The 25488-nt window shown below is 54.1% G+C and carries 16 protein-coding genes; 7 read left to right on the plus strand and 9 right to left on the minus strand.

The annotated features are described in order from the left end of the window. Positions 1 to 53: 53 nt before the first annotated feature. The 3 genes from ACR3ZL_RS14455 to ACR3ZL_RS14465 form a co-directional block, all read right to left on the minus strand. Entirely contained in the window at positions 54 to 1631 is a 1578-nt protein-coding gene (locus ACR3ZL_RS14455) for an arylsulfatase (RefSeq protein ID WP_473653557.1), read from the minus strand. A 280-nt stretch (positions 1632 to 1911) separates the two neighbouring features. Then, positions 1912 to 4269 (minus strand): arylsulfatase, encoded by a 2358-nt coding sequence (locus tag ACR3ZL_RS14460; protein ID WP_486172717.1) that lies wholly within the window; start codon positions 4267 to 4269, stop codon positions 1912 to 1914. 154 nt (positions 4270 to 4423) lie between these two features. Then, positions 4424 to 5029 carry an HdeD family acid-resistance protein gene (locus tag ACR3ZL_RS14465; RefSeq protein ID WP_473652413.1) on the minus strand — a complete coding sequence of 202 codons (606 nt, stop codon included), beginning with the start codon at positions 5027 to 5029 and terminating at the stop codon, positions 4424 to 4426. Positions 5030 to 5590: 561 nt separating this feature from the next. On the opposite strand from ACR3ZL_RS14465, the gene ACR3ZL_RS14470 reads away from it, so the two are divergent. Continuing rightward, positions 5591 to 5881 (plus strand): hypothetical protein, encoded by a 291-nt coding sequence (locus ACR3ZL_RS14470; protein ID WP_473652412.1) that lies wholly within the window; start codon positions 5591 to 5593, stop codon positions 5879 to 5881. A gap of 127 nt (positions 5882 to 6008) precedes the next feature. On the opposite strand, the gene ACR3ZL_RS14475 is transcribed toward ACR3ZL_RS14470, so the two are convergent. The 5 genes from ACR3ZL_RS14475 to ACR3ZL_RS14495 all read right to left on the minus strand — a co-directional run bounded on the left by ACR3ZL_RS14475 (position 6009) and on the right by ACR3ZL_RS14495 (position 11451). Continuing rightward, positions 6009 to 7286: a tetratricopeptide repeat protein gene (locus tag ACR3ZL_RS14475; protein WP_473652411.1), complete on the minus strand. Its 1278-nt coding sequence runs from the start codon at positions 7284 to 7286 to the stop codon at positions 6009 to 6011. Then, positions 7202 to 8347 (minus strand): hypothetical protein, encoded by a 1146-nt coding sequence (locus tag ACR3ZL_RS14480; RefSeq protein ID WP_473652410.1) that lies wholly within the window; start codon positions 8345 to 8347, stop codon positions 7202 to 7204. The genes ACR3ZL_RS14475 and ACR3ZL_RS14480 overlap by 85 nt, the downstream gene beginning before the upstream one ends. 68 nt (positions 8348 to 8415) lie before the next feature. Then, positions 8416 to 9729: a multiheme c-type cytochrome gene (locus ACR3ZL_RS14485; RefSeq protein WP_486172718.1), complete on the minus strand. Its 1314-nt coding sequence runs from the start codon at positions 9727 to 9729 to the stop codon at positions 8416 to 8418. A gap of 227 nt (positions 9730 to 9956) precedes the next feature. Further along, positions 9957 to 10367 carry a hypothetical protein gene (locus ACR3ZL_RS14490; protein WP_473652408.1) on the minus strand — a complete coding sequence of 137 codons (411 nt, stop codon included), beginning with the start codon at positions 10365 to 10367 and terminating at the stop codon, positions 9957 to 9959. Between the two features lie 37 nt (positions 10368 to 10404). Next, complete coding sequence (locus ACR3ZL_RS14495) at positions 10405 to 11451, minus strand: DUF1559 family PulG-like putative transporter (protein WP_473653556.1); 1047 nt, start codon at positions 11449 to 11451, stop codon at positions 10405 to 10407. Between the two features lie 596 nt (positions 11452 to 12047). Here ACR3ZL_RS14495 and ACR3ZL_RS14500 point away from each other — a divergent pair. Further along, positions 12048 to 14051, plus strand: a complete 2004-nt coding sequence (locus tag ACR3ZL_RS14500) for a LamG-like jellyroll fold domain-containing protein (protein ID WP_473652407.1) — start codon at positions 12048 to 12050, stop codon at positions 14049 to 14051. A gap of 95 nt (positions 14052 to 14146) precedes the next feature. On the opposite strand, the gene ACR3ZL_RS14505 is transcribed toward ACR3ZL_RS14500, so the two are convergent. Beyond that, the gene (locus ACR3ZL_RS14505) at positions 14147 to 15169 is read right to left on the minus strand and encodes a hypothetical protein (RefSeq protein WP_473652406.1); all 1023 of its coding nucleotides are present in this window, start codon (positions 15167 to 15169) and stop codon (positions 14147 to 14149) included. A 199-nt stretch (positions 15170 to 15368) separates the two neighbouring features. On the opposite strand from ACR3ZL_RS14505, the gene ACR3ZL_RS14510 reads away from it, so the two are divergent. The 5 genes from ACR3ZL_RS14510 (at position 15369) to ACR3ZL_RS14530 (ending at position 25473) form a co-directional block, all read left to right on the plus strand. Next, a complete protein-coding gene (locus ACR3ZL_RS14510) occupies positions 15369 to 15710 on the plus strand; it encodes a low molecular weight protein tyrosine phosphatase family protein (protein WP_473652405.1) in 342 nt (113 codons plus the stop codon). A gap of 157 nt (positions 15711 to 15867) precedes the next feature. Then, a complete protein-coding gene (locus ACR3ZL_RS14515) occupies positions 15868 to 16674 on the plus strand; it encodes a glycosyltransferase family 2 protein (protein WP_473652404.1) in 807 nt (268 codons plus the stop codon). A 415-nt stretch (positions 16675 to 17089) separates the two neighbouring features. Then, complete coding sequence (locus ACR3ZL_RS14520) at positions 17090 to 19627, plus strand: PSD1 and planctomycete cytochrome C domain-containing protein (RefSeq protein ID WP_486172719.1); 2538 nt, start codon at positions 17090 to 17092, stop codon at positions 19625 to 19627. Between the two features lie 9 nt (positions 19628 to 19636). Then, positions 19637 to 21091: a DUF1501 domain-containing protein gene (locus ACR3ZL_RS14525; protein WP_473652402.1), complete on the plus strand. Its 1455-nt coding sequence runs from the start codon at positions 19637 to 19639 to the stop codon at positions 21089 to 21091. A gap of 461 nt (positions 21092 to 21552) precedes the next feature. Beyond that, positions 21553 to 25473 carry an FG-GAP-like repeat-containing protein gene (locus tag ACR3ZL_RS14530; protein ID WP_473652401.1) on the plus strand — a complete coding sequence of 1307 codons (3921 nt, stop codon included), beginning with the start codon at positions 21553 to 21555 and terminating at the stop codon, positions 25471 to 25473. Positions 25474 to 25488: the final 15 nt, after the last annotated feature.

Raw genomic sequence — 25488 nt, forward strand, 5'->3', positions numbered from 1 at the left:
TACGGCCCTACGCGAAAAGCGAGTAGGGGCTGCATGCTAACATGCCGCATCTTCTAGAGTCCGATGTTCTTCGGCGGGTACTTTTTCATGGTCGCACCGTGTGCCTTCAATTTCCCAAGAACACTGGCCAACCAGGCGTTGCGGCGATGGCCTACCGGCATCTGCTCTTTGGGATCGATATAGAGATTGAACAGCCACGGTGCCAAACCGACATCCTGTAGCGTTGCGTAGTCAATGTGCATGTTCGTCGATTCGGGAAGCGCAACCTTGATGTGAGCCTTGTATTCTTTCATTCGGCACGCCATCAACTCTTTGCCCCACCAGAAATACACCGCCTCACGCTTGGACTGGCCGTCATCGTGCAGCAGGAACGAGGTTTGGTCAACGAAATCATAGAAGTTTACGCTGGGCAATCGGTCATTGGAAACGCCAGCGAGATTGAGTGCGGTTCCGAACAGGTCCATTAAGTCGAAGAGTTCATCGCTTTCACGACCAGGTTGAATAACGCCCTTCCAATAAGCGATCCCCGGCACTCGAACGCCGCCTTCGAAGGTCGTGCCTTTCGCACCGCGAAACGGCGTGTAACCCGCGTCGGGCCAACCGTCCATTTGCGGACCATTATCAGAAGTGAAGAAGACAAAGGTGTTTTCTAATACGCCAGCCTGATCAAGCGCTTTGATGATTTCGCCGGTGTGCAAATCGACTTCGGCAACGGCTTCTTTGTAGTAGTAGCGTGCCGCACTGAGTGGTCCAAGGTCAGGGTTGGGGAAATTGTCACAATGGACCTTCATGAAGCAGTGTTCGATGAAGAAGGGCTTGTCGCCCTTGGCCAGTTCTTTGATCCGGGAAATGGTGAAGTCGGCAAGCTTCTTCTCGGCGCGCCCCATGTCTTCAGTCGTTTTGATTTGCTCAAGGCGATTCGTTTTGCCGCCTTTGAAACCGTGCTGCAAGTGATCGTCGGGGGCGATCGCTTCGAACGCTCGCATCCGAGCGGGGTTGTTCACCAAGTCAGGGAAACGGCGTGAGTCGATTCCTTGTGTGATCTCTTTCTGAGCAGGATAGAAACCGTAGAATTCATCGAAGCCGATGTCATGCGGTCGCATGCCCACGGGCTCGCCGACATGCCACTTACCGGTCAACAAGGTGTGATAGCCTGCATCGGACAACAAGTCCGGTAAGCTCTTTTCGTCCGCCCACGGATTTTGGGTCAACTTGTCGCCGGCCAAGATCGGGCGCGTCAGTCCGGTACGTATCGGAAGCCGTCCGGTCAGGATCGCTGACCGAGTGGGTGTGCAGGTTTGCTGGGAATAACACGAGGTCAGCTTAAGCCCCTCACGGGCCAGCAGATCGATATTCGGCGTGGCCGCGCCAATTGCACCTCCACCGCCGTAACAACCTGGATCACCGTAACCCATGTCGTCGACGACCAACCACAGAATATTGGGCTTCTTACCCGTCTTTGCTTCTAGATCGGCGAGCTTATCAGCGACCGACTTGTCTTGATCCGGACGCGGGATCGCGGCTTCGAAATTGTCGGCGGTCTTGACGGTACGATCAAATTTGGGCCGGTCGTCCTGGGCTTTGGGCGAATCGTCTTGGGCAAAAAGAAGAGATGCGTTGAGTCCGACCATGGCCAACGACAGGAAAAACAATTTCATGGTGCGAATGAGAAGAGGCGAGGAGGTGTGAACTGAACGTGAACGGCGTGCAAGGTTTTTCGATGAAGTGAGCAACAAACCGGCGGTTGGGAGTTCCCACTTTGCTTCGTCAGGTATGAAACCGAATTTCTGCGTTGATGATCGCGGCACGCCCTGCGGTGCATTGCTGGAAACGAGTTCGATTCATGGAAACTGTCCCAGTCGACAGAAAGCGTAACCGATTAACAATCGCTCCCCTTAACCGCTTCTAGTTTTACTTCGTAAGTTTGACACGTACTTTTTTGATGTTGCCGCTGAATGGAAAAGGACGGCGATCGTAGTAATCGAGTGACACTGTCGAACCGAGATCGACGCCGACGTCGAACGTTTCGCTTGCCGAAAACGCAGTGGGGACTGTGCGTTTCAGTTCAGCTTTTCCGACTTGGTTGTCGTCGACAAACAGAGTCGCTGTGCCGCTCTTCCCGGGGCCTGCGACTTCCGTAACGATCCGGATGGTGTGTTTACCCTTGGCAATGGGTTCCTTACTGCGAGCCTCGTATTGCTCGATGATGAACATGTTGTAGAGATAGTTCAGGTGACCGTCTTCCAGGTAAAGACTAACACCACCGCCAGCACCGCCGAGTGCGTACAGCATGCCGCTGGCCTTTTCAGGGAATTCGGCTTCGATCTCAACCGTGTTACTCTGCCGGCCGACACCCGGTGCTGCAAACTCCGGCATGCGGCGCGTGTGGGCGTTGAAGTTCCAGGTCGTGTAAGACGTGCTGATTCGGTCCTGGGGGCGTAGTCGCAGCCAGAGGCCAGCACCGATGGGGAAGTCCTTGTTGTCTTCCGCCAAGGCCAGAAACTCCTTCTTCAATTCGGCGAGCTTGGTTGGATTCTCCTTTGCAAGGTCATTCGCCTCGGAGAAGTCCTCGGTGATGTTGTAAAGTTCCCAGTCGTCGGTTGCTGAATCCCATTGGGCCACGCGGGGCACAGAGGCTGGTGTGTTCCACGGAATGAACGGGCCGAAGGCACAGGCGATCCAGCCATCCTTATAGATCGCTCGGCTACCGTTGTTGTCAAAGAACTGAACGTCCTTCTTTGTTTCGGCTGTCCCGTTGGTGAACGTGTAGGCGAGGCTGTCACCGTCAATCTTGATCTGTTTTTGGCCGTTGACTTCTTGCGGAGGTGTGATGCCGAGAATCTCGTAGAGCGTGGGGGCGATATCGACCACGTGCGTGAACTGCGATCGGATCTGTTTGTCCGGCTGAATTCCCTTGGGCCAAGAAACGACCATCGGATTGCGTGTTCCACCGAAATGGGACGCGACTAGTTTGGTCGCTTTAAATGGCGTGCTGCCGGCCCAGGCCCAACCGGCGTGATACATGTTGTCGGTCTTGGGGGAACCCAGTGCATCGAGGCCGCCGATTTTGTCGAGGGCTTCGATTTGCTGTTCGACGGTGTTCGGGATGTTGTTCTGCGCAAGAAGTTCGCTGATCGATCCTTGCTGGCCTTCCGCACTCGAACCGTTGTCGCCCCAGATATAGAAGATCAGCGTGTTTTCTCGCAGCCCGCGTTCTTCAAGTCCGGTAACAAGACGTCCCACCTGAGCGTCGGTGTGTTCGGCGAAGCCAGCGAAGATTTCCATTCCTCGCCGTTGAAAGGCTTTCTGGGCTTCCGGAATGTCGTTCCATGCCTGAAGCGTTTCGTCGCGTGGAGTCAGTTCAGTACCCTTGGGGATAATGCCCATCTCCAATTGCCGCTTGTGAGTTCGTTCGCGGTAAGCATCCCAGCCGTCGTCAAACTTGCCCTTATACTTGTCGGCCCACTCCGGGAAGATGTGATGAGGACCGTGGACCGCTCCGGGGGCCCAGTACATCAAGAACGGTTTATCGGGTGCGAATGCTTCGCGTTCGTCCACCCAAGTGAGAGCCTTGTCGACCAGGTCCTCGGTAAGATGGTACTTTTCATCATTGGGTGGCTCGACGATGTTATAGTTTTCCACCAACCTCGGTTCCCACTGCGAAGTTTCACCGGCCAGGAATCCGTAGAAGTGTTCAAATCCGTAGCCGTTGGGCCAGCGATCCTTGGGGCCGATCGCGGTGGTCTCAGTCGCCGGGGTGTTGTGCCATTTTCCGAACGCCGACGTGTGGTACCCGTATTCTTTCAACACCTCAGCAAAGGTGGCGGCAGTCTTAGGAATGACGCCGGTGTATCCATCAAACGCGACAGCACGTTCGGCGATGGTTCCCGAACTGACCCGAGTGTGGTTGCGACCGGTCAGTAAAGCCGCGCGGGTGGGCGAGCAAATGGAGGTCGTGTGAAAAGCGTTGTAACGCAGCCCTTCGTTGGCAAGCTTGGTTAGTGTCGGGGTATGAACCTCGCCGCCGAAGGTTTCCGCTACGCCGAAGCCCACATCGTCAATCAAGACAACCAGAATATTCGGCGCATCTTCGGGAAATCGTTGAGGCTGGTCGGGCCACGTCATCGTCGAATCTTGTAGCCGAGCCTTAGTCACGCTCGCCATCTCAGGAGCCGGGAATGGCAACACCGATCCGTCCGACGCAACGTCTTCGGCGAAGCCGGAACCGGCTAGCAAGATCGCGATTGTCAGAATAAGGCTCCGAAGCATCGGTTTTTCCAGTGAGTTGATTGTTAAGGGGTTTGCAGGCGATGCTTGTTTGCGGGCAAGGCTTGTTTGCAGGCGACGCTTGGTCGGTTCTGAAGGAAAACGAATTGTACCGCTAACGAACCTGGCAGGGCTCAGCCAGACTTGCGAACTTGCTTCAGCGGGCGCGTAATTGCTTTAGTTTGAATGAGGCAAAGATTGCGGCGCAGCCAAACAGGATGGCGCCCGCTCCGCTGATACGGATGAAGAAGGCGAGCGACATCAGCGGAGCCACTAACAAGACGATTCCGAACAAGATTGAAAACACTCCGCTGACAATCATCCAGCCTTCGCCTTCGATGGCATCTCGCTGACGGATCGCGACCAAAATTTCCAGGACACCACTGACAATGGCTCCCACCCCCACGAACGAGATCACCGTGATTCCGGCAATCGCACCGAACAGCATGGGGTGTGCTGCGGCAAATCCGCCAATCAGGACAGCGATGACGCCACGGACAATCATCCAAGTTCGTGAATCGACCCAACCGGCGATGCCTGCGATCACCGCCAGGACGCCGTCGGCAATCAGGTAGCAACCCACAATCAACGCCCAGGCAAGCAGGCTGAGTCCGGGGTTTAACAAGGCATACAGGCCGACGATCACCAGCGAGAGCCCTCGGAGCAGCAATACCCACCAATTGGAGGCAATCAGCTGAATTGGATTGGGGGACGAGTGTGCGTTCTCCGGTGCAGCCGGAATGTGCGTTGAGTCAGGATTCATACTGATTCCCTTGAGCCCACTGAAGAGCCCGGTAGTCGAAAATGCGGGTAGTTGAGAAGCCCGGCAGTATTAAGCACCCGGCATTTGGATTCGTTGTTGGCTGGTCGGAATTCTGTCGCAGGTCCGCTGAGACCAGAACGGATCGTTTTGTGAGCACACGTCAATCCTATTCGATTGATAGAGCGGCTGCGTATGTCTTCACGAAAGATACTTTTTGCTCGATCAAGGATCTCGACGCCCCAAGAACTCGCATATTGCCAAAAAGGCTGTGTGTATCGAATCTTGATGGCCTAATGGCCGCCGTCGAGATCTGGCGGACTGAAGTTCATTTTGGGGCCATCCCCTTAGGGGAGCGACTAACCGTCCAACCGCAAATGAAACCGATTGTCGGTGTCGGTTTGCGACCTTCTCGACTTCACGTGGTCAATCCGCGAGCTAGAATGAAATGATGTCGGCCTCTTTTGCGGCGTGGCAGACGAATCTATGTCGCGAACTACTTGGGTGAAGCAGAAAGAAGCTTCCAGGGAGCGACGGTCCATGATCAACACACGAGTCCCCACCATGAAGAATCTCTTTCGCGCCGCCGCTGCACTGTTGCTTGCCAGTCTAATGCTTCCGAGTGACGCGGCGGCTCAGACAACAGGCTGGTCACCGGTCGTGATCGCTCGCGGAGACTATCGCACCGAGATCAAATCGCTTCCGATCGAGCAACGGCCAAACCGACCATTCCATTTTTATGGAAACACGGTTCGCCGCCGACAATCACGGCCTGCCTACACAACACCTCGGTACTCAGCCCCAGCGTACTCCGCTCCGGCATTCTCCTTTGGTTCAAGCTGGCGTCAACGCTAGCGAATAGGGACCTTGCTGTTGGACGATCGTGCAGCTTTCGGCGTTCGCGGTGAAGGCTTTCGCTGTTCTTGGGCAGACCGGACGCGGTACCGTTAAAAGTCTGAGCCGCTTGCTTACATGCTGACCGTCAACTTCGCGGTACTAGCCAGCAACCGAAATGGTCCGAGGATATCGATGAGAGCATCGATTCGGACTTCGCCTGCAGATTCGGATCGAGCTGTGCTGCAAGCGTGGTGTGCTTGGCGGCGAGTTCTGTCTTTTGGTGTTCGCGGTAGCACTGGGCAAGCAACATGTGGTTCGCTGCAGTTGGTTCAATCTCAACGAGCTGGCGATACGCGTGCTCTTCCAGGCTGCGCTGGTTTAGCCGGCGGGCGGCAAATCCGACACCTTTCCAAGCACTTGCCAAACTGGCTTGTTGTCGGTCCCCTACCTCGGCCGCCGTCCAGTGGTCTACGGCTGCTTGATAGGCAGACAAGCTTTCTTGGTAGCGTTCCATTCGCTGGAAACAGAGACCCAAATAATCCAAGCTGATCGGTTGGAACCGCGGCCCGTGGCTGATCGGAATCAACAAACGCACCGCTTCGGCGTTGCGATCCAGTTGCATCAGCGTGGTGACACGACGGCCAAGCTCCGCCATGGTCGGTCGTTGTGACAATGGCGACTCAAGATGTTGGTGAAGTTGTTGAACCTGGTTGATCAGTTGCTCGTTCAAACTTTGGATGGGTTGAGCATGAACCTTGGTGTGTGGGTGCAGCCACGCTAGTCTGACCGCATGTTGCTGAGCGACGAAGTACCGATTGGCTTGCAGCGATTTTTCAAGATCGAGACGGATTCCTTCAGCGACCGAATCCACATAGGTAGCTGGGACCAAAATTGCGATTGCCAGCACGGTCAAACGCACGGCCCATGTTGATTGAACGATGATCGATAGCCGAGGTAGGGTAGCGATAACTTGGGTTAGCAACACAACTATTAGCATCCATGCGAATGCGATGGCAGTGCGCGTCAAGGTTGGTCCCACTATTCCGGTTTCTTCGAGCCAGTTTTGGGAGACGGACCATTCACAAGCGACCAAGGTGAAGGCAAGCAACAACAGCGAAGTCACCAGCGTTGTTTTACCGCTACGAAAGCCAAGCTTGTATTGGATCAAGATCGCCAGTGGTAACGCGGAAAGCAACGCTACCAGCAGAACGTCCCATCGTCCATACACGCCGATTGCTCCGCCGGGCGTCGCCAATTGAAAACGGGCGACCATGAAAGCGATAAGTAGACCAATGGCTAGCGATAGCCAATTGGTAAGCCGGGATGGTTCCTGATCGGTCATGCGGTAGCTGGACTGGCGGAAATGGTGTTGCCGGAATTCGGCTGACTTGTCGAGCCAGACTTGCGTTTCTTGGATTTCCAAATCATGCCGTCAAAGCAGTAGTGCCAAAACGCGACGATGATGTTGACGAATACCCAAAATTCAAAATAGCCACGCGATAGCAAATAGTTTCCCAGACCGATGACGATGATGAAGATTGCCAGGAAGGTCATCCAAACGGCGGCCAAACGGGTTAACACGCTGGACTGAGACTTTTGGCCGGACAGGTTCATTGACCAAGTCACAATCGCCATGTATTCCAGCGAATGGAAGATGGCCGAGGCGAGTGCAAGCTGCACCACCCACTGACTGTTTTCAAAATGAGACGCCAACAACAAGGCGGAAAACAACGACATCACGCTGATCAAGTACGCCAAACTGGCCACCGTCGCCCGCTTCTTTTGGGCGAAGCGAACGACTTGGCGCACAACGAGCCCCACGGGGATTAGCAAGACCAGCCAATCCGCGGTACCAGCCCACTGGTAGCCATCAAACGGTCCTTCGCTCCAACCCCACCCTGCGATGCGAGCGATCACATAGAGCATGAAACCGCGGAACAGAAACCGATCGAACCGAACCGCGGATGGACTCGCGGGGGCTATTGGTTGGGACTCGTTGGATCGCTTTTGACGCTGGTAGATTTGGAAGATGCCGTGATGTTGGGATGCGAAGTGCCAAGCGTTCCAGATGTAGTCGATTGCACCCAGGCATAGCAACGACCCGGTGCCCAGCTTAACGCACAAGCATCCCCCCAAGATCGCACAACCGAAGGCAAGGAACTGCCGTCGTCGGTCGTGACCCTTGTGGTGATCCACGGCCACCAACGCTAACGTGATCCAACGGTGAGGAGCGGTGACAAAATAGATTTGCCAGAACAGAAGGCTTTGATGTGTGGTGACACCACCGACGCGGTCAACCAACAGGATCAGCGGCCAGGCGATGTTGATGACAAAGAACAAATCGATGGCTGGCGAAAACAGGAAGCCAGATTTTGCCGACCTGGCCGGGCCTAACTTTGACTGGCCCGAGTTCGTATGGCCCGAGTTCATATGGCCAGCGTCAGGTTGGCCAATGTCAGATTGGCCTGAGTTCGATTGGCTCAAGGTAGATTGGCCTGAGTGGGCTAGGCCTGAGTGGGCTAGGCCTGAGTGGTGGTGGGATAAGGTTTGCGTCATTGCACTCGGATCCAGTGGTCATGGAACGAGATCCCGTCGACCCACGGAACGGCCGGCATGTGGCATTCGATGCAATCACCGGACGGTCGGTGGGAACAAACGGTTGGGGAATTCCCGGCTATAGAACCGGAGCTTGCAGAATGTGTCGTCGTGTCACTTTCACTGTGGCATTGTTGGCACTGGGCGATTGATTTGGCACGATCATGAGAAACGGTGTCGTGCGGATCGTGGCAGGTTGAACACGTCATGTGTCCTGAAGTTTCCAGATAACAGCGACTTCGTTGAAGCCCATACGGCTGGAATCGAGCGAGCTCGGCCGGTGTGGCATCGGGGTTGACCGACGATTCATCTCGATGGCAAGCCGCACACGTATCCATGTAGGCTTCGGCGGTTTCGAATTTAAGCATCGGCTTGGCTTGTTCGGCTAGGCCTTGGTTCGCCAGCAATACGTGATCTTTGCGAGGCCCGTGGCAACGTTCGCAACCAACGTTTTCGATCACCAGCGATTGCATGATTGGGATCGATGGCGGCGAAGAAAGCGTGCTGTGACAGCCCAAGCACGCTCGGATATCGGACGCGTCGAGTGGTCGCCCGAAGCAATCGATCGTCCCCGGCGTGAACTCGTCGAATCGTTCGTGATCCGGTGTCGTGCTGAGTTGATCGTGGCCTGCGAAAGCGGACCAGCGTAGTTCGACTCCGCTTTGAGTGAACTCATCCACGGCGATCGGTGTTTGAGCGTGAATGCCGGATCCAAGCAACCACGTCACGGGAACGTTGATACCGGCGGCGTTCTCGGGATCGGTGACCACGAAAGTGTCATTGCTTTTAGTGAAGCGAAACTCCTGAGCCCGGCGAGGATCTTGATAGCTTGCTTGCTTCCATAGCTTTTGAGCCAACCGTGTATTGGCCATCAAGGTCAACGTGTGGGAATGACCGGATCGCTGATGGGCAGCGTATTCGGCTTGATGGCATTCTGCACAAGCTTCGTCACCGGCGAATTTGGCTGACACAAAGTCTCGCCATGCATGCACTGCATGCTGAACTTGGGGCGGCAGGTGCTGCTCGATGCCAACGCTGTGGGGCTTATTTTGCGTTGTTACTGGATCTGCTTGCGCAAGGTTTGGCGACGGGGAGGCAGCAGTTATCGGGGGATTGGTGATAGCAGCCGTCTCGGTGCTTGGCACCAATGCGGTCGAGTCAGTATTCGGTGCAGCGTAAAGTGCGATGGCGAGCGTGGTCGCGACGATGCCAATCGTGAAGGCGCCAAGCTTGAAGGCGTGAGTCGAAATGATCGCCAAATTCTTGGACACGCGTGACTGAAAGTAGGTGCAGGGTTCGTATGGAATGCAAAAGGTGGGCGTCTTCGCAACAGAAGACGTCCACTTTGCGTTATTGAGTTTCAACGCGTTCGATGTCTGAGGAAATCGATGGGGCGTTGCGTTTTTGTTTGCTAGCCGCTTCATCGAGACGACGGCCGACGAGAGCGTCTTTCGGCGTCGAATTCACGAACACCGAAAAACGCTTGCAGGGGGAAGGATTAGCTGAGTGGAGCGTCTTTCAGCTTCCACTTGTCCTCGACACGGATGAGCGTCCAAACCTTCTCCGTTTCGGTTGTCTTGCTGGCTTTGGCACCTCGTCCATCCGGTGTACCAGTCGCATGAACGCCGCCGAAAATTTTGACGGGCACGGTTGCGGTGTCGCCATCGAAATTGGCTTCACCAGCGACTTCATAGCCGCGTTCGCTGTAGTCTTTGCGGTTCGCCGGCACGGCTCCGGCAACGAACGCTTTCGCGAAAGTGCTGTCGTCGCCAGCAAGGTCGCCGAGTCCCTCAACGCTGGCGAATGCATTTTGCTCTTCGGATGGCTTAACGGCATCGGAAGATCCACAGCCGACACAGGTCAGCACGAACAGAGTCAGTGTGATTGCAAAACAGGTTTGCGATTTCATCGATTTTAGTTCCTTTAATTGGTTGTTTGAGAGAAGCTTATTCTTCGTCGATCACTTCGTGATTTTGGGCGGTGCTCATCGGCCGCCAGATATTCAGGTTGTCGACCGAATCGGTTACGAATCGAATCGAGCCGTCAGCCATCAGCACATTGACGCCGCCAACGTGGTAGCTGCGAGCGGCTGCGTAGATCGCTGCGGTATCTCGCTCTTCCAAGCAAGGCAATTGACCTGGGACGTCGTCCGGAATGGTTTCATCGCACGCCGCCAAAACATCTTTCTCCGTTGCGTTTGGGTTGTAGAACGCGGAGAAGATCGTGGCTCCCATGGCAGGAGACATCCAGGTGCCGCGGATGTCCTTGGAATTTCCTGCGGACAGAATTTCGCTCATGGCCATAGTGTTGCTAAGTCCGTCCAGGAAGTCGCGGCTTCGCATTCCGTTGCGATTTTGGAAACGGTCACCAACGCTAACGTCGCTTCCGTTCGTTGTGATGATCTTTGATTCATCAACGTAATAGGTTCCGAAAGCTCCGCGTGTTTCAGTGTTTTCCCACGACAGCATGTCGCTGGATCCCCAACTTGCTGCGTAGCTGTTTCCTTTGGCCAACGCTTCGAGGCCGTACGAGCTGTCGGAAAATTGGGTGTAATCACTGGGAGCGGTTGGGCACTTGTCGAACCCAGCCAATTGCTCGCGACCCAAGTTGTCGTTGTCGTCCATGGATTCGCAGTGATCACATGGGTTGTGGGTCTTGATGTCGCTGCGATCATCTTCGCAGGTTTGAACCATTTCCCACATGGCGGTTTGTTCCATGTAAGGGAATAGCATGGGCAACCAGTGCCAACCCATTTCGTTTTGTCCGTGTTGCCATCCGCCAGTTTTGTAGCGGTTGGCGGACTCGTCGTAGTTGACGCTTCCTGGTGGGAACGCCTGGAAGGCCGCCATGTGGTTATGCATGGCCAAGCCGAACTGTTTCATGTTGTTCTGGCAACTCATTCGGCGAGCTGCTTCGCGTGCCGCTTGTACGGCGGGCAGTAGTAAGCCGACAAGAACGCCAATGATGGCGATGACGACTAGTAATTCGACCAAAGTGAATCCACAACGATGAGCGGACCGTTGGCTGAGTGCAGTTGTCTGTGTTTCTTCTAAGGCTGCTTCTTGTGGGACTCGGTTGACGATGGACACGCATGTCCTCCTTGAAAGGTTAGTTTTCGAATGCCCGACATAATCCAACACACATTCCGTTGGCGGGCTTCAACGCGGCAGACAATACAAACCGAATGCGTAGTTCCGGCTATGAGAATGCTAAGATTCGATGAACGTCGGCGTGCCAGTTCACAACATCGAACGCTGCTTCTTTAGCAGCCGCCAAGGATGCATTGCGTCCCCTTCGCCGATTTCGCAAATCCATTTTTTTCTATAGCTGTGGCAGCGTGTACCCCGATGGGAAGGGCGTGTCGTGGTCTATAGAGGGGGCTGTCGGTAGCACAAAAGTGCCGACCTCAGAAGCGTCGCGGCGAAGCGTTTTTCTTTCATCATTCCCGCGCTTGTTCTTAACCGAATCTACGCATGCGCAAGATAGGTTCTTGCCCCGCGCCACCGACCCGTTCGAATGCCGAACTTGACATAAGCGTGACGCAACTATTGACATATCAACTCCCGTTCCACCCCTTGAAATGGACTCTATGAATTGCCTCCCGTTTCGCCTGACAATTGCAGCATCCATGCTTGTCACGCTTTGCATCCACTCGCCGGTTAGTGCGCACGAAGGCGCACACGGTCATGCCCACGACCACTCGCATGAAACATCGGTTAAACCTTTCACGACCCGAGGCGAATCAAAGGTTTTGCCTCTAGCGACCGAAGAGGACGCTTTTCACTTTGTGATCTATGGAGATCGAACCAGCGGTGTACCAGCAGGTTTGAAGGTTCTTGAACAGGCCGTTGCTGACACGAACTTGCTTGATCCAGACCTCGTGATGACGGTCGGCGACCTCGTTCAAGGTTACAACGAAGCGCCGCAGTGGATGTCGGAGATGACCGAGTATCGGGACATCATGGAAAAACTGAAAATGCGTTGGTTCCCCGTCGCAGGTAACCACGACGTGTACTGGCGTGGCAAGGGCGACGCGCCCCAAGGACACCACGAATCCAACTACGAGAAACACTTTGGCCCATTGTGGTACTCGTTCGAACACAAGAATTCTGGATTCGTTGTACTGTATAGCGATGAGGGCGATTCGGAAACAAATGAAAAGAGCTTTAGCGAAGGTCGTTTACAAACGATGAGTGACGAGCAGTTGAGCTTCTTGAAGCAAGCTCTTGAGCAACACAAAGATCTTGATCATGTGTTCGTCTTCCTTCATCACCCCCGTTGGATTGGTGGTGGTTACGAAGGCGGAAATTGGGACGTTGTGCATGGGATGCTCCGTGACGCAGGCAACGTTAGCGCTGTGTTCGCTGGGCATATTCACCACATGCGTTACGACGGTCCGAAAGATGGCATCGCCTATTACGCGTTGGCCACAACCGGAGGACACTTGTCGGCAGACATCCCAGGTGCGGGTTACTTGCATCACCTCAACATTGTCACTGTTCGTCCAGAATCCGTAACCGTGGCGGCATTGCCGGTGGGTGCCGTGATCGATCCGACCGACTTCACGCCTGAATTCTTGGCCGAAGTCGACGCGGTTCGCAAGATCCGTCCAAAGCAACTTAGTAACACTGTGCAATTGGACTTCGACGGTAATGGATCTGGCGTGGTGGTTTACGAACTGAAAAATTCAGCGCCGCGAAGTATCGATGTGACGGTTTCGTTTGATCCCGGAACGCGTGATTGGTTGACGTCGCTGGACCACGATCACTTCACGATTCAGGCAGGCGAAACGAAGAAGCTCGAAATTGCACTTCGCCGTGTTGCTGATTCCGAATCCGAACTAAGCGTGCCAAGGTTGATTTTCGAGAAAGAGTATTTGGGGGCCTCGGCCCGGATCAGCTTGCCGCCCACGTCCACGCCAGTGTCGTTGAACCTTGCCGCGGTTCCAGCGGACTATTTCAAGACCGCCGAAAATCGTTGCCTTCACGTTCGTGACGGCAAGTCGGTTTTGCGAATCGAGTCCGGCGATCTACCGCTTCCCAATGGCCCGTTCACCTTGGAAGCTTGGGTGAACCCATCCGAACTTACTGGCGAGCAAGGGATCGTTGCAAAAATGCACAACAGTGAATTTGCACTCTTCATGAAAGAAGGCGTTCCGCAATTCAGTTTGCATCTGGGTAAGAAGTACGCGACCGCTCGTGCCAAAGACGTCCTGACTGAAAACCAATGGTCCCACTTGGCTGGCGTCTACGACGGGAACGAGGTTCGCTTTTATGTCAACGGGAAGATGGTCAGTTCAACGCCGGGCAAGGGCAAGCGTACGGTGAACCGATTGCCTCTTTATGTGGGTGCCGATCCTGGTAAGGGCGGCGAGGTAACTCGTCCGTTTATCGGCAAAATCGATGAGGTGAAGGTGACTCAAGGCGAGGTGTATCAGGCGAACTTTACGCCGACGCGAGTCTCCGTTCCGAGCAAGGAAACCGTCATGTTGTTGCACTTCGACCGAAACGTTGGTCCTTTCGTTTTGGATCATAGCTCTTCGGCGCTGAAGGGCACACTCGGCGTGAATGCCGAACTCGTTCCAAGCATGTAGCGGCGATGCCGCTGCGTAATGTCTATTGCGATTCTCGCCCTCGTCTTTGCGACGGGCGAGAGGTTTGGAAAAGCATTCTATTGCGACGAGCTTCTCTATTTGTTCAATCGCGAGACCAAGTCAGCGACCATTGGTTTTGACCGACCATACGAGACAATCGCTACGTTGAGATTAAAATGGCGGTACTTTTGGACCGCCCGTTCGATCGCCGAGATGATCCATTCGTCTCGGTTTCCGAATACACCGCCGCCCAACAAGGTTAGGAAGACCTTATCTACACCGGTGCTCGATGCTTGAACAATTGCGGCGCAAAGTGTGGCTTCGTAAGCGGCATCGAGAACCAATTTCGCGAACGCAGTCCAGTCTTCGACAGGCTGCCGTCCATAGGCGACGGGCAACGCGGAACAGTACGCCTGTGAAACCGTGTGATCGATGCCGGGTAACGTCACCGTTGTGTTCCACTGCATACCAATTCGAAGTTCGCCTTGTAGCTGACAAATTTCGTCGGTAGTCGCGTTTTGCAATTGGTTGGTAATCTGCTGCAGGCCAATATCGGTCGGGAACAGATAGCCGTTCTGCATATTCCATAGTGACTTACCTGATTGGCCTAGCGCGATACCCAGTTCGGCCGCGCAATCGAGTTGGTGTTCAGCCGTCTGCCCAGTCGTATGTGGGCCATCATGTTCATGTGCGACTAAAGGCACACGAGCGAAATAGTTTCGATAGATTGTGCCGGCGCCGCATGCGATGGCGCAAGCAGGTCCCTGGGTGGGATCGTGTTCGTAGATGCCTACACCGCGTTCAGGGGTCACAGTCGGGCTGGCCATTTCCAACAGGTTGAATTGCGAGGCGACTTGAAACAATGCATTTGCATTTTCAGCGGACGCGTGTAACTGGCGAACATCGCCAACATGTTCTCGAATTGTCAGCCCACCTTCGCCACTTGGTATATCAGCGACTCGCCTTCGCAGATCAGATAGCTTGGGAAGTTCCAGCCGACCAAAAGCTAATCGGTTTCCGTTTGGGCATACGATGCGATCGCCGCTGATGGACAATCGACGACGAACCTGTTCGAGCGATTCTTTGTCGATGCCAGTTAGTCTTTCAAACCAATTCATTGTTGATAGCCGTGCGTTCGAAGAATTTGCGATGCTCTTCCATTGGATCCGATTTCCCTCTCGAGTGCCTCTTTCAAGAGGTTGTTCTAATCAACACGCCCGATTTCATAAAAACCGCAAAGGCTGTCTTCGCTAATCTAGCCAGTCAGGTTGCCCGTATCATTCATCGATCGTTTGTCTGGCATCCTGGCGCGAAATTATGAACCGAATCAACGTTCTGTTTGTTTGTAGCAAGAATCAGTGGCGTAGTCCCACAGTGGAGAAGATCTACCAGGACGACGTTCGGGTGAATGTGAGATCCCGTGGAACAAGCCGTTCCGCCGCGCGAACAATCGAGCCGAATGACCTGGCATGGGCGGACGTTGTATTGACAATGGAAAGCAAGCACCACAAACGCCTCTTGGCGGATTTTCCTGGCGAGACCAGGTACTTGACCATTTTGGTGCTCGATATTCCTGACGATTATCGGTTCATGGATCAAGAACTAATCGATTCGATACGGTCGGCGACCGAACCGATTATTCTGTCTCTCACCAAATAAATTGCTTTCACACGCATGATCCGGGCGACTCGGACGCATGTAATGGGCGGCGATGATGATATCATCGGGGTCGATTTAGCGATTCGGTCATTCGCTTGATTGCACAGCCAGTCGCTTCTTGTTCTGCCCACGATGGTTTCCACTCACTATTGAATTGATGAAGTCCGCATCTCCTTCCAATCCCAACAGCAAGCCGTTAACGCTGTTATCAGTCGTGATTCCCGCTCGGGATGAAGAAGGATGCATTGCCTCGACCGTTGAACACTTGCATCTGGAACTTCGGCTACAAGAAGTTCCACACCAGATTGTGGTCGTCGATGATGGCAGTACGGACGGAACCTGGGAAAGTCTGCAGCAATTGCGGGACCGACTGGACGTTTTGAAGCCTGTGCAAAATTCCGGGTTGAATGGATTTGGGCGTGCCATCTTGTACGGGATCGAAGTCAGTGACGGTGACGCGGTGGTCATCATGATGGCGGACGAGTCCGATGATTGCCGCGACGTTGTTCGATATTGGAAGTTACTAAACGAAGGATGGGATTGCGTCTTCGGTAGCCGATTCGTCAAGGGAGGCGGTGTGATCGATTACCCATGGTTGAAGTTGCGCCTGAATCGGTTCGCGAACTGGTTCATCAAAGTTTTGTTTCGCATCAAGCTGAACGACACGACCAACGCTTTCAAGGCTTACCGACGAACCACGATTGAAGGATGCCGGCCGTTCTTGTCACCGCACTTCAATCTAACCGTAGAGCTTCCATTGAAAGCAATCGTCCGCGGGTATACATGGACGACAATGCCAATTACATGGCGAAATCGTCGGACTGGGTTAGCGAAGTTGAAGATCACCGAAATGGGTAGTCGCTACTTCTTCATCGTCGCCTACGTTTGGCTGGAACGTTATTTCAGCCGTGGTGATTACCGCAAGGAAACGTTGGCAGCCAAGCCCGATCGTGAAGAGAAGTAGCGATGACTCTATCGCGGTAAGATCTTGCTGCAATCGTTCCTTCGCCGCGTGGAAAAGCCAATTTTGCCAATGAGTAACAAATGCCACCGGGACAAGAAATTTACAGCGGCTACATGTGAATGCCCGTTGTGCGCGTGGAAATATTGTAGAATCGACACGTGTCATCGAGTCCACGATGTGTTGTACTTTCCATGCACGCTGACGAACCCTACTGAACCCTGTTGCAAGGTAATCGCAACGGTTTGATTTCGGTGTGAACGTTACGGTTGGGAAAGCATACATTCGTTGTTTGACGACACACGGCATCACTAGTCCGATCGCTTGAGATTAACAGTCCTGTCGTGACTGAAAACGTCTTTCTTACTTTTGATGACGCCCGCCTTCCCCACCAGTTTCCTTCCAGTGTCATTGCGGTATGGTCCTATCCTTAGGTTCCGTGAATCGGCTCGTCCGTTTAGTCGTGCGAACGTCTCTGTTTGCGATATTGGCAACGTCACGATTAGTCGCCTTTGAGGCGAACGCTAAAGGTAAAGATTCCGGCGATGACCATGCCGATTTCTATCTTTCGCAGGTGAAACCAATCTTGATGGAGCACTGTTTTGAGTGTCACGGCGACGATCCCAGCGACCTGAGTGGCGGGTTTGCGTTGACTTCGATGGAGGCGATTCGGCGGGGCGGTGATTCCGGATCGGCGATCGATCCGGATCATGTCTCGCAAAGTGTGCTGGTCCGCGCAATCAACTATGACACTTATGAGATGCCGCCGGAAGGAAAATTGTCGGCGGATAAGATTTCGGTTCTCGCTAGATGGGTTGAATTGGGCGTGCCGATTCCCGCAGCCGAGGAAGTCGAAATCGCGGCGGAAAATCACTCGTCGGTTCCCCAGGTCAACGAGGAAACCAAAAAGTGGTGGTCGTTTCAGCCTGTTCAGCGACCCGAGATTCCGCGCGTTGTTCAGGATGAGTGGACGCGCAATCCGATTGACGCTTTCGTGCTCGCCAAATTAGAGGAGGTCGGGCTTCAACCAACGCCGCCAGCTTCGAAGACTCAACTGATCCGGCGGGCTTATTATGACTTAATTGGTTTACCGCCAACGCCCGCTCAGGTCGAGGCATTCGAACGAAATGAAGATCCCAACGCGTACGAAGAACTGATTGATGAGCTTCTGCAGTCGCCGCACTACGGTGAAAAATGGGGGCGGCATTGGTTGGATCTTGTTCGTTATGCCGAAACGAACAGCTTTGAACGCGACGATGCTAAGCCGTTCGTGTGGCGTTACCGAGATTATGTGATTCGATCGTTCAACCAGGATAAGCCTTATGATCAGTTTCTCGTCGAGCAATTAGCAGGAGATGAGCTACCCGATCCCTCGCATGAAGAATTGATCGCAACGGGGTATTACCGACTTGGTGCTTGGGACGATGAACCAGCCGACAAGTTGCAAGCAAGGTTCGATGGACTGGATGATCTATTGGGCGTGACTTGCAAGACAGTTCTTGGGCTGACGGTGGATTGCGCACGCTGCCATGATCACAAGATTGATCCGATTCCGCAGTCCGACTACTACAGCATGTTGTCGTTTTTCGAAAACGTGCGGCACTATGGTGTCAGTAGCGATAGCTCGGTCGAAAAGGCTTCGATCCGGAAAGTTCTCGGTGGTTCGGTCACCGAAGATGAGGTTCGTTTGCATCAAGCGAAGCTTAACCACGTGCGTCATCGTATCGAAGTAATCGAGGCAGTCGTGAAGGCGGATTTTCAGCCGGTCGAGCACGACGAGTTTGCCCACTCGGCAAACCGGAAACGTTTGGTCAAACAACGGATCGGTACCGCAATCACTCAGAAACAATTTGATGCCTATACGGCGGCGATCAAAGAACGATCGCGGCTCGAAGCCAGTCCGCCTGGACAGGTGCAGATCTTGTCTGTGAAGGAAAACGGCTCAAAAGCACCAACCAGCTACATCCGTGTGCGAGGAAACGCAAACATCACGGGGAAGGCAGTGCAGCCCAGCTTCGTGTCGGTGTTATCGCCGCCAGAACCTGACATTGTGGAGCCCGACCATGGAGAATCGACTGGTCGGCGGTTGGCGTTAGCGAAATGGTTAGCCAGTCCGGATAATCCGCTCACTGCTCGCGTGATGGCCAATCGTTTATGGCAATATCACTTTGGCCGAGGAATCGTGCGAACGTCCAGCGACTTTGGTTTTCAAGGCGATCCGCCCACCCATCCTGAATTGTTGGATTGGCTGGCGGCTGAATTCGTTTCCCACGACTGGAGCGTCAAAGCGATGCACCGGTTGATCATGCGTTCGAACGCTTACCGGATGTCTGGGAAGTACAACGAAGAAGCCTACGCGATCGATCCGGCGAATGATCGCTTGTGGCGGTTCGATTTGAAGCGGCTAACTGCGGAGGAGATCCGTGATTCGATTTTGGCGGTGAACCAGCAGTTGAACCTCAGCAGGATGTTCGGTCCTAGCTTCTTTCCCATTCAGCCCAAAGAAGTGCTGGCGGGGCAATCGCAGCCAGGCAAGGGTTGGGGCGATTCATCGGAAGAGGAACGTCGTCGGCGAAGTATCTACATACACGTAAAACGATCGCTTCCGGTTCCGATTCTCGCTACGAACGATTCCGCTGATACGGATAATACGTGTCCGGTACGGTTCATCACGACCCAACCCACTCAGGCTTTGGGGATGATGAACAGTGATTTCACAAATGAGCAGGCTCGTTTGCTAGCGGATTCAGTGATCGAATCGAACACCGAACAGGCTGAGCAGGTTGCCGAAGTGCTTCGACGGGTGACCCAGCGATATCCTACGGATTCGGAGGTCGAGCGTGGAATGGAGTTTGTCGAGAAATTGCAGACACAGGACTCGATGACCTCGGTCCAGGCGTTTCGCACGTTTTGTTTGCTGGCGTTGAATTTGAACGAATTCGTTTACATCGAATAGTGGAAAGTCATGAATCAAAACTTTTGCAATCGAACACGTCGCGAGTTCCTATGGCAGGCTGGTGGAGGATTCACTGGCTTGGCGATGGCGGGAATGCTGGACAAGTCTTTTTTGGCTGGGCAAGAGACGACGGCTGACGGTACTGCCGCGTGGCCGAATCCGTTGGCGGCCAAACCGGCTCACTTTGCTCCCAAGGCAAAGTCGGTGATCTTCCTGTTTATGTACGGAGGTCCGAGTCACGTTGACACGTTCGACTACAAGCCTGGCATGATCGGGATGGACAACAAAACGATCGAGGTCAAAACGTTCGGTAGAGGCGGCCATAAAAACGAAGGACGTATTGTTGAGCCGCGATGGAAGTTCAAACAGCACGGCGAATGTGGCAAGTGGGTTTCGGAATTGTTTCCTAACGTCGCGACCTGTGTTGACGACATCACGTTTTTGCACAGTATGACGGCGGATTCACCTATCCACGGTTCAGCGATGTTGCAAATGAATTCCGGTAAGATCCAAAGCGGCAGTCCGTGTCTTGGTTCTTGGATTAACTACGGATTGGGCAGCGAAAACGAAAACATGCCGGGCTTCGTCGTCATGTTGGATAAGTCAGGCGGGCCAATCAGTGGGGCGAAGAATTGGGCCAGCGGTTACATGCCCGCGACCTACCAAGGCGTCGTGATTCGGAGTGAGGGTACTGCGATCTTGGATCTGAATCGGCCAGGAGAGCTTTCGGATTCCGCCCAGCGCCGGATGTTGGACACGTTGCGTGGATACAACGAGGAACATGCGGCCGCGCATCCGGGGAATTCTCAGTTGGCGGCTCGGATTGCCAGTTACGAGTTGGCGTATAAGATGCAAAGCACGGCTCCCGAAGCGGTCGAGTTGGCGCAGGAGTCGGCCGAGACGAAAAAGCTGTACGGGGTTGACCAACCAAAGACTCGCTACTTCGGGAAGCAATGTTTGATGGCTCGGCGTTTGGTCGAACGCGGTGTTCGTTTCATTCAGATCTATTCAGGTGGTGCGCATAACGATGCGAACTGGGACGCGCACGGTGACCTCGTCGAGAACCATACCAAGCATGCTGGCGAGACTGATCAACCCGTGGCCGCATTGCTAAAGGATTTGAAGCAACGTGGGCTTTTGGATGAAACCTTAGTCGTTTGGGGTGGCGAGTTCGGTCGCCAGCCGACGGCGGAATACGCTAAGGGCACGGGGCGTGATCACAATGCCTATGGCTTCACCATGTGGATGGCGGGTGGCGGTATCAAAGGCGGCGTTAGTTTCGGTAAAACCGACGAACTCGGCTCCATTGCGGTGGAAGATCGGCTGCACGTTCGCCGCGTTCATGCGACCATCCTGCATCAGCTTGGCCTGGATCCTAATCGTTTGTCCTACTTTTATGGCGGTCTGGATCAACGGTTGGTGGGAGTGGAGGAAACAGAGCCGATTCACGAAATTATGGCTTAACCGATTCTGGTAACGTCACAGCCGGTGGACTTGCGAAACGGTTCGTATTCCACATGAAAACGTGGATCCTCTTTGCGATCTCGAATCACGATATATCGCTAGGCGGAGCGACCTCGTGTAGGCTACCGAGATGGCGCCACTTGATTGATTTTTTGCTGCGTTGCGACCAGCCTGGACGAAGCAGGCGGTCGGTAAAGTGACAAACCGGGCGGCTTGCGCCATTATGCTTGGTGATAGAGGAATGCACTTTGATAGAGGTACACTCTGGCAGAATAGTCTGACCGAGTGTTCACTATCTTCGCAGGGCAGACGGCCTTCGCAAAGCAGACAGCACCTCAGGCAAAATGGGTGGTCTTGGTGTGCTGCACCGGCCTTTGGAAGTACGGTGAATGGTTTCGCCGGGTGTTTGGCTTTAACTGAGTGATCGTGGCTTCTTATTGGAATAACGATTTTGGATATCAATGAGTAAAAGAAAGCCGAAGCGACACTCTCGTCAGAGCCAGGACGCTGGCGCGAAGCCGGAAGCGTTATCAGCGGATCAGCCGCAAACAAAGCGGTCCGGGTTCCTTCCGATTGCCCTCACTGCTGGCGCACTCATTTCGGTGGGCGCGATCTTGTATTTCGCGATCGGGCGAGGTATTGGACTGAACAATGGGCCTGCTGGACCGACCGGTGAAGAAAAAACGGGCGGTTCGGGTTTAGCCAGTGCGGACCAATTGGTGTTGACGCGTTCAGCACTGGCCCAGACTGAGAATCTGGAGATGGCCACCGCGGACGAGAAGTGGACCCAGCTTCACGCTTTGAATCCAGGTAATGCATCGATTGCATTGAATCTCGCTCTGAACCGAGTGCTGCGACTGGATGATTTGTCGTCCAAGGCGACCAACGCAACGTTGGATGCGGCGCAAAAGCAAGACGCGAGATCAAAGTTGCCTGACACGATCTCAGGGGCTCGTCAAGCGATCGAGGCGTACGCGAGCGGAGGGGGAGACCAGGTCACGAAGGTTTGGTTGAATGCACGCGTTGATTTGCACGAAGCGTCGCTGTTGCCCGGATCGATGACTCGATCGATGCGACGCGAAGTCTATCAGCGTTTGGCTAAAGCGGTCCAAGGCGATCTAGGGGACGAGCCGCAATCCATGATCCTGGGCGGCACGCTGATTCAGGTGTTGGAGTTGATGGAAGATCCCCTCGATGGACTTCCCCGAAACGTATTGTCGGAGGCGGCGAAGACATTGGGAGTGCTTTCGGATCGGCACCCCGACAATCTGTTCTTTGCAATGCGAGCGGCACGGCTAAATATCGAAGCTAAGAATCAGAATGCGACTGAGTATGCTCGTCGGGTTGGTGAATTGACTGTGGCGATCAAGCCAACCATCGCCATCCAAACCGAAAAAATCGGGCTGACGCCAGACGGCTTGGTCGACGAAATTGTGTCGGCAATCGAAGGTGAAGAATGGGCCACTGCCGAGAGTCGCAACATGCTGATGTTCAACGTACTCAACAGCAGCGAATTGGTTAAAACCGACCGCCGCCGAGCCTCACCACACCCGCTGGATCGATTGAGCTTTGACTTTCTAAGGAAGTTGTCAGCCGATGCAGCGAAGGAGGCTCCTATTGCCAAAGCCGATCGCAAACTCACCTTTCAGCCGAAAGAGGTGGCCGACACGGAGGGGTTTGAACACGTCGTTTCAATTGACTTCGATTTAGATCTGGATCCGGATTTGGTCGTTGTCGATCAGAAAGGCAACCTGCGTTTGCTAAGCAACGGCGACGATGGTTGGGCGACAGCAGCCAAGTTGAAGTTGGATATTCAGCCAGCGGGTTTGATTGTCGCGGACTTATATGTAGTCGATAGCAGTGAACCTGGACGTCGGCGATCCGACCGAACCGTTTCGGCTTCCGGAGTGCCCAACTCGGGCTCTCGGCATGACACGTTTCAGCATCTGGTCGTCTATGGCGACGAAGGTGTTCGCGTCGTCAGTGTCGACGGGGGAAGCCAGGTGTCGGCTGATTCCCGATTGCAGTTGGTAACGGCAAAGACCGGGCTAGGCGATTTAACGGGCGTCGTGTCGGCGGTGACCGGCGATCTAGAGGCGGATGGCGATTTGGACTTGGTCTTCGCAACCCAAGACGACGGCGTGCGAATCTTCATCAATCGCGGAAATCGAACGTTCTTTGAATTGCCGGACTTGGGCAATGATTTTGGTGTCGAGGATCCGGTCAGTTCACTGGCCATCGCTGATTTGGACCGCGATTTAGATTTGGATATTGTGACCACGCACGCGACAAGTGGGCGGGTTGGAATGCTCGAAAACTTGTTGCACCTTCAGTTCCGTGGTCGAACGTTGAGCGATGTCCCGGCGATTGATGGCGCTAACGCGATCACGGTGGAAGACGTCGATGGAAACGTTTCGTGGGACTTGATTGTCAGCGGTTCGGACTCCGCCGCGATTGTATTTTCGCACACCGCCGATGCCGGATCTTGGGTGATTGATCGGGTTGATGTGAGCTCGCCACTATCTGAAAGAATCGGTCGCTCAAGACATGCTGTAGCCGACCTCGATAATGATTCCTGGATGGAAGTCGTTGTCGGCGGCCAGTTTGCTCGAATTGGACCTTGGGGATGGACGCAGTGGGAGACCGTCGACGGTATTGCCGCCGATGAAGCACGATCGATCGCCGCCGCTGACTTCAATTCCGATGGCGGAGTAGATTTAGCAATCGTGTCACAGAGTTCCGTCAACGTCGCCACAAATGAGTCCGAAGACCTTGGTCACTTTATTGATCTTCGATTCAAGGGGATTGACGACAACGCCAGTGGTCGTGTGAATCACTTTGCGATTGGCAGCGTTTTGGAGGTCCGATTCGGTCCGCATTATCGATCTCGAATCGTTACGTCACCAGCGACTCACTTCGGTATCAGCAACGTTGCCAATGCCAGCAGCGTTCGGGCAATCCTTCCCAACGGGCTGACGAAGACTATTGCGGATCCCAAAATCGATACGGTTGTGGAAGAAGAGCAAACGTTGAAGGGATCGTGTCCCTATCTCTATGCGTGGGACGGCGACAAATATGCCTTCGTAACCGATTGCTTGTGGGCGGCTCCGTTAGGACTTCAGGTCGCTTGGGATGTGGTCGCGAAAGATCGTCCCTGGGAATATCTGAAGATCGACGGTGCCAACATCGTTCCCAAGAACGATCGATACGAATTTCGGATCACCGAAGAATTATGGGAGGTTGCCTACTTGGATCACGTTCAACTGACCGTGGTTGATCACCCTGCCGACGTGGAAATTTGGACAAATGAAAAGGTGGGGCCGCCGAGCATCTCAACACCGACCCTGTTTGCCTTCGCAAGTAACGACCGCAAGAAAGTTGTTTCGGCTCTGGATACTACCGGCCAGGATGTTACCGCGTTGATCGCCAGCCAGGACCAAGAGTTCGTGCAAGGCTTTGACCGACGATTGCGTCAGGGGTTGTGTCCACCGCACTGGATCGATTTGGACTTTGGCGAGTTCGTGGAACCGACTTCGGCAGGCAAAGCCGCGGTTGATTCATCATCGATCTATCTGGTGTTGACCGGTTGGATCATGCCGACCGATGCGTCGCTGAACATTCAGATCGACCAGAACCCTGAGCTCGATCCTATCGAATTTCCGTCCGTTTGGGTTCCCGATACGAACGCCAAAACCGGTTGGCGAAATGCGATTCCTTACATGGGGTTCCCCGGCGGCAAAACTAAGACGATAGTGGTCGATGTAACGGACGTCGTGAACCGTGATGACCCTCGTTTCCGAATTCGCACATCGGCACAGATCTATTGGGATAGCGCCGAGGTGGTCGTCCAGAAGGAAGCTGCCGAGACGGTTTCGTATGATGTGGAGTTGTTGTCGGCTCGAGTTGACTTTCATGGGTTTTCACGAGCGGTAGATAATGGATCGCGTCGTCCTGACACGTACGACTACCAGGATCCCTCAACCGCATCACGCTGGCCACCGTTGCGTGGGCAGTTAACTCGCGAGGGAGATTGTTTGGACCTGGTCCAGCAATGGGATGATCGCATGGTTGTGATCAGTTCGGGTGACGAGGTGCAGTTGCAATTCGCGACTCCGGAGCAGGGTCCACCGGACGGTTGGGTCCGCGACTTCATTTTGCACAACGTTGGTTGGGACAAAGATGCGGATTTGAATACGTTGACCGGACAACAGACCGGGCCGCTTCCGTTTCGAGCTATGACCGAGTATCCGCCGAATACCAGCGAGTTCAGCGCACTGCAAAAGGTGGATGTTCTGAACCAAGAACATCTAAGCCGATCGCAGACTTTTCGATCGTTTTGGTATCGACAACCCAGCGCGCCCACGATGCGGTTTGTTAAGTAGAAGTATTTTGTTTCC

The sequence above is a fragment of the Rhodopirellula sp. J20-39 genome (assembly GCF_057365095.1).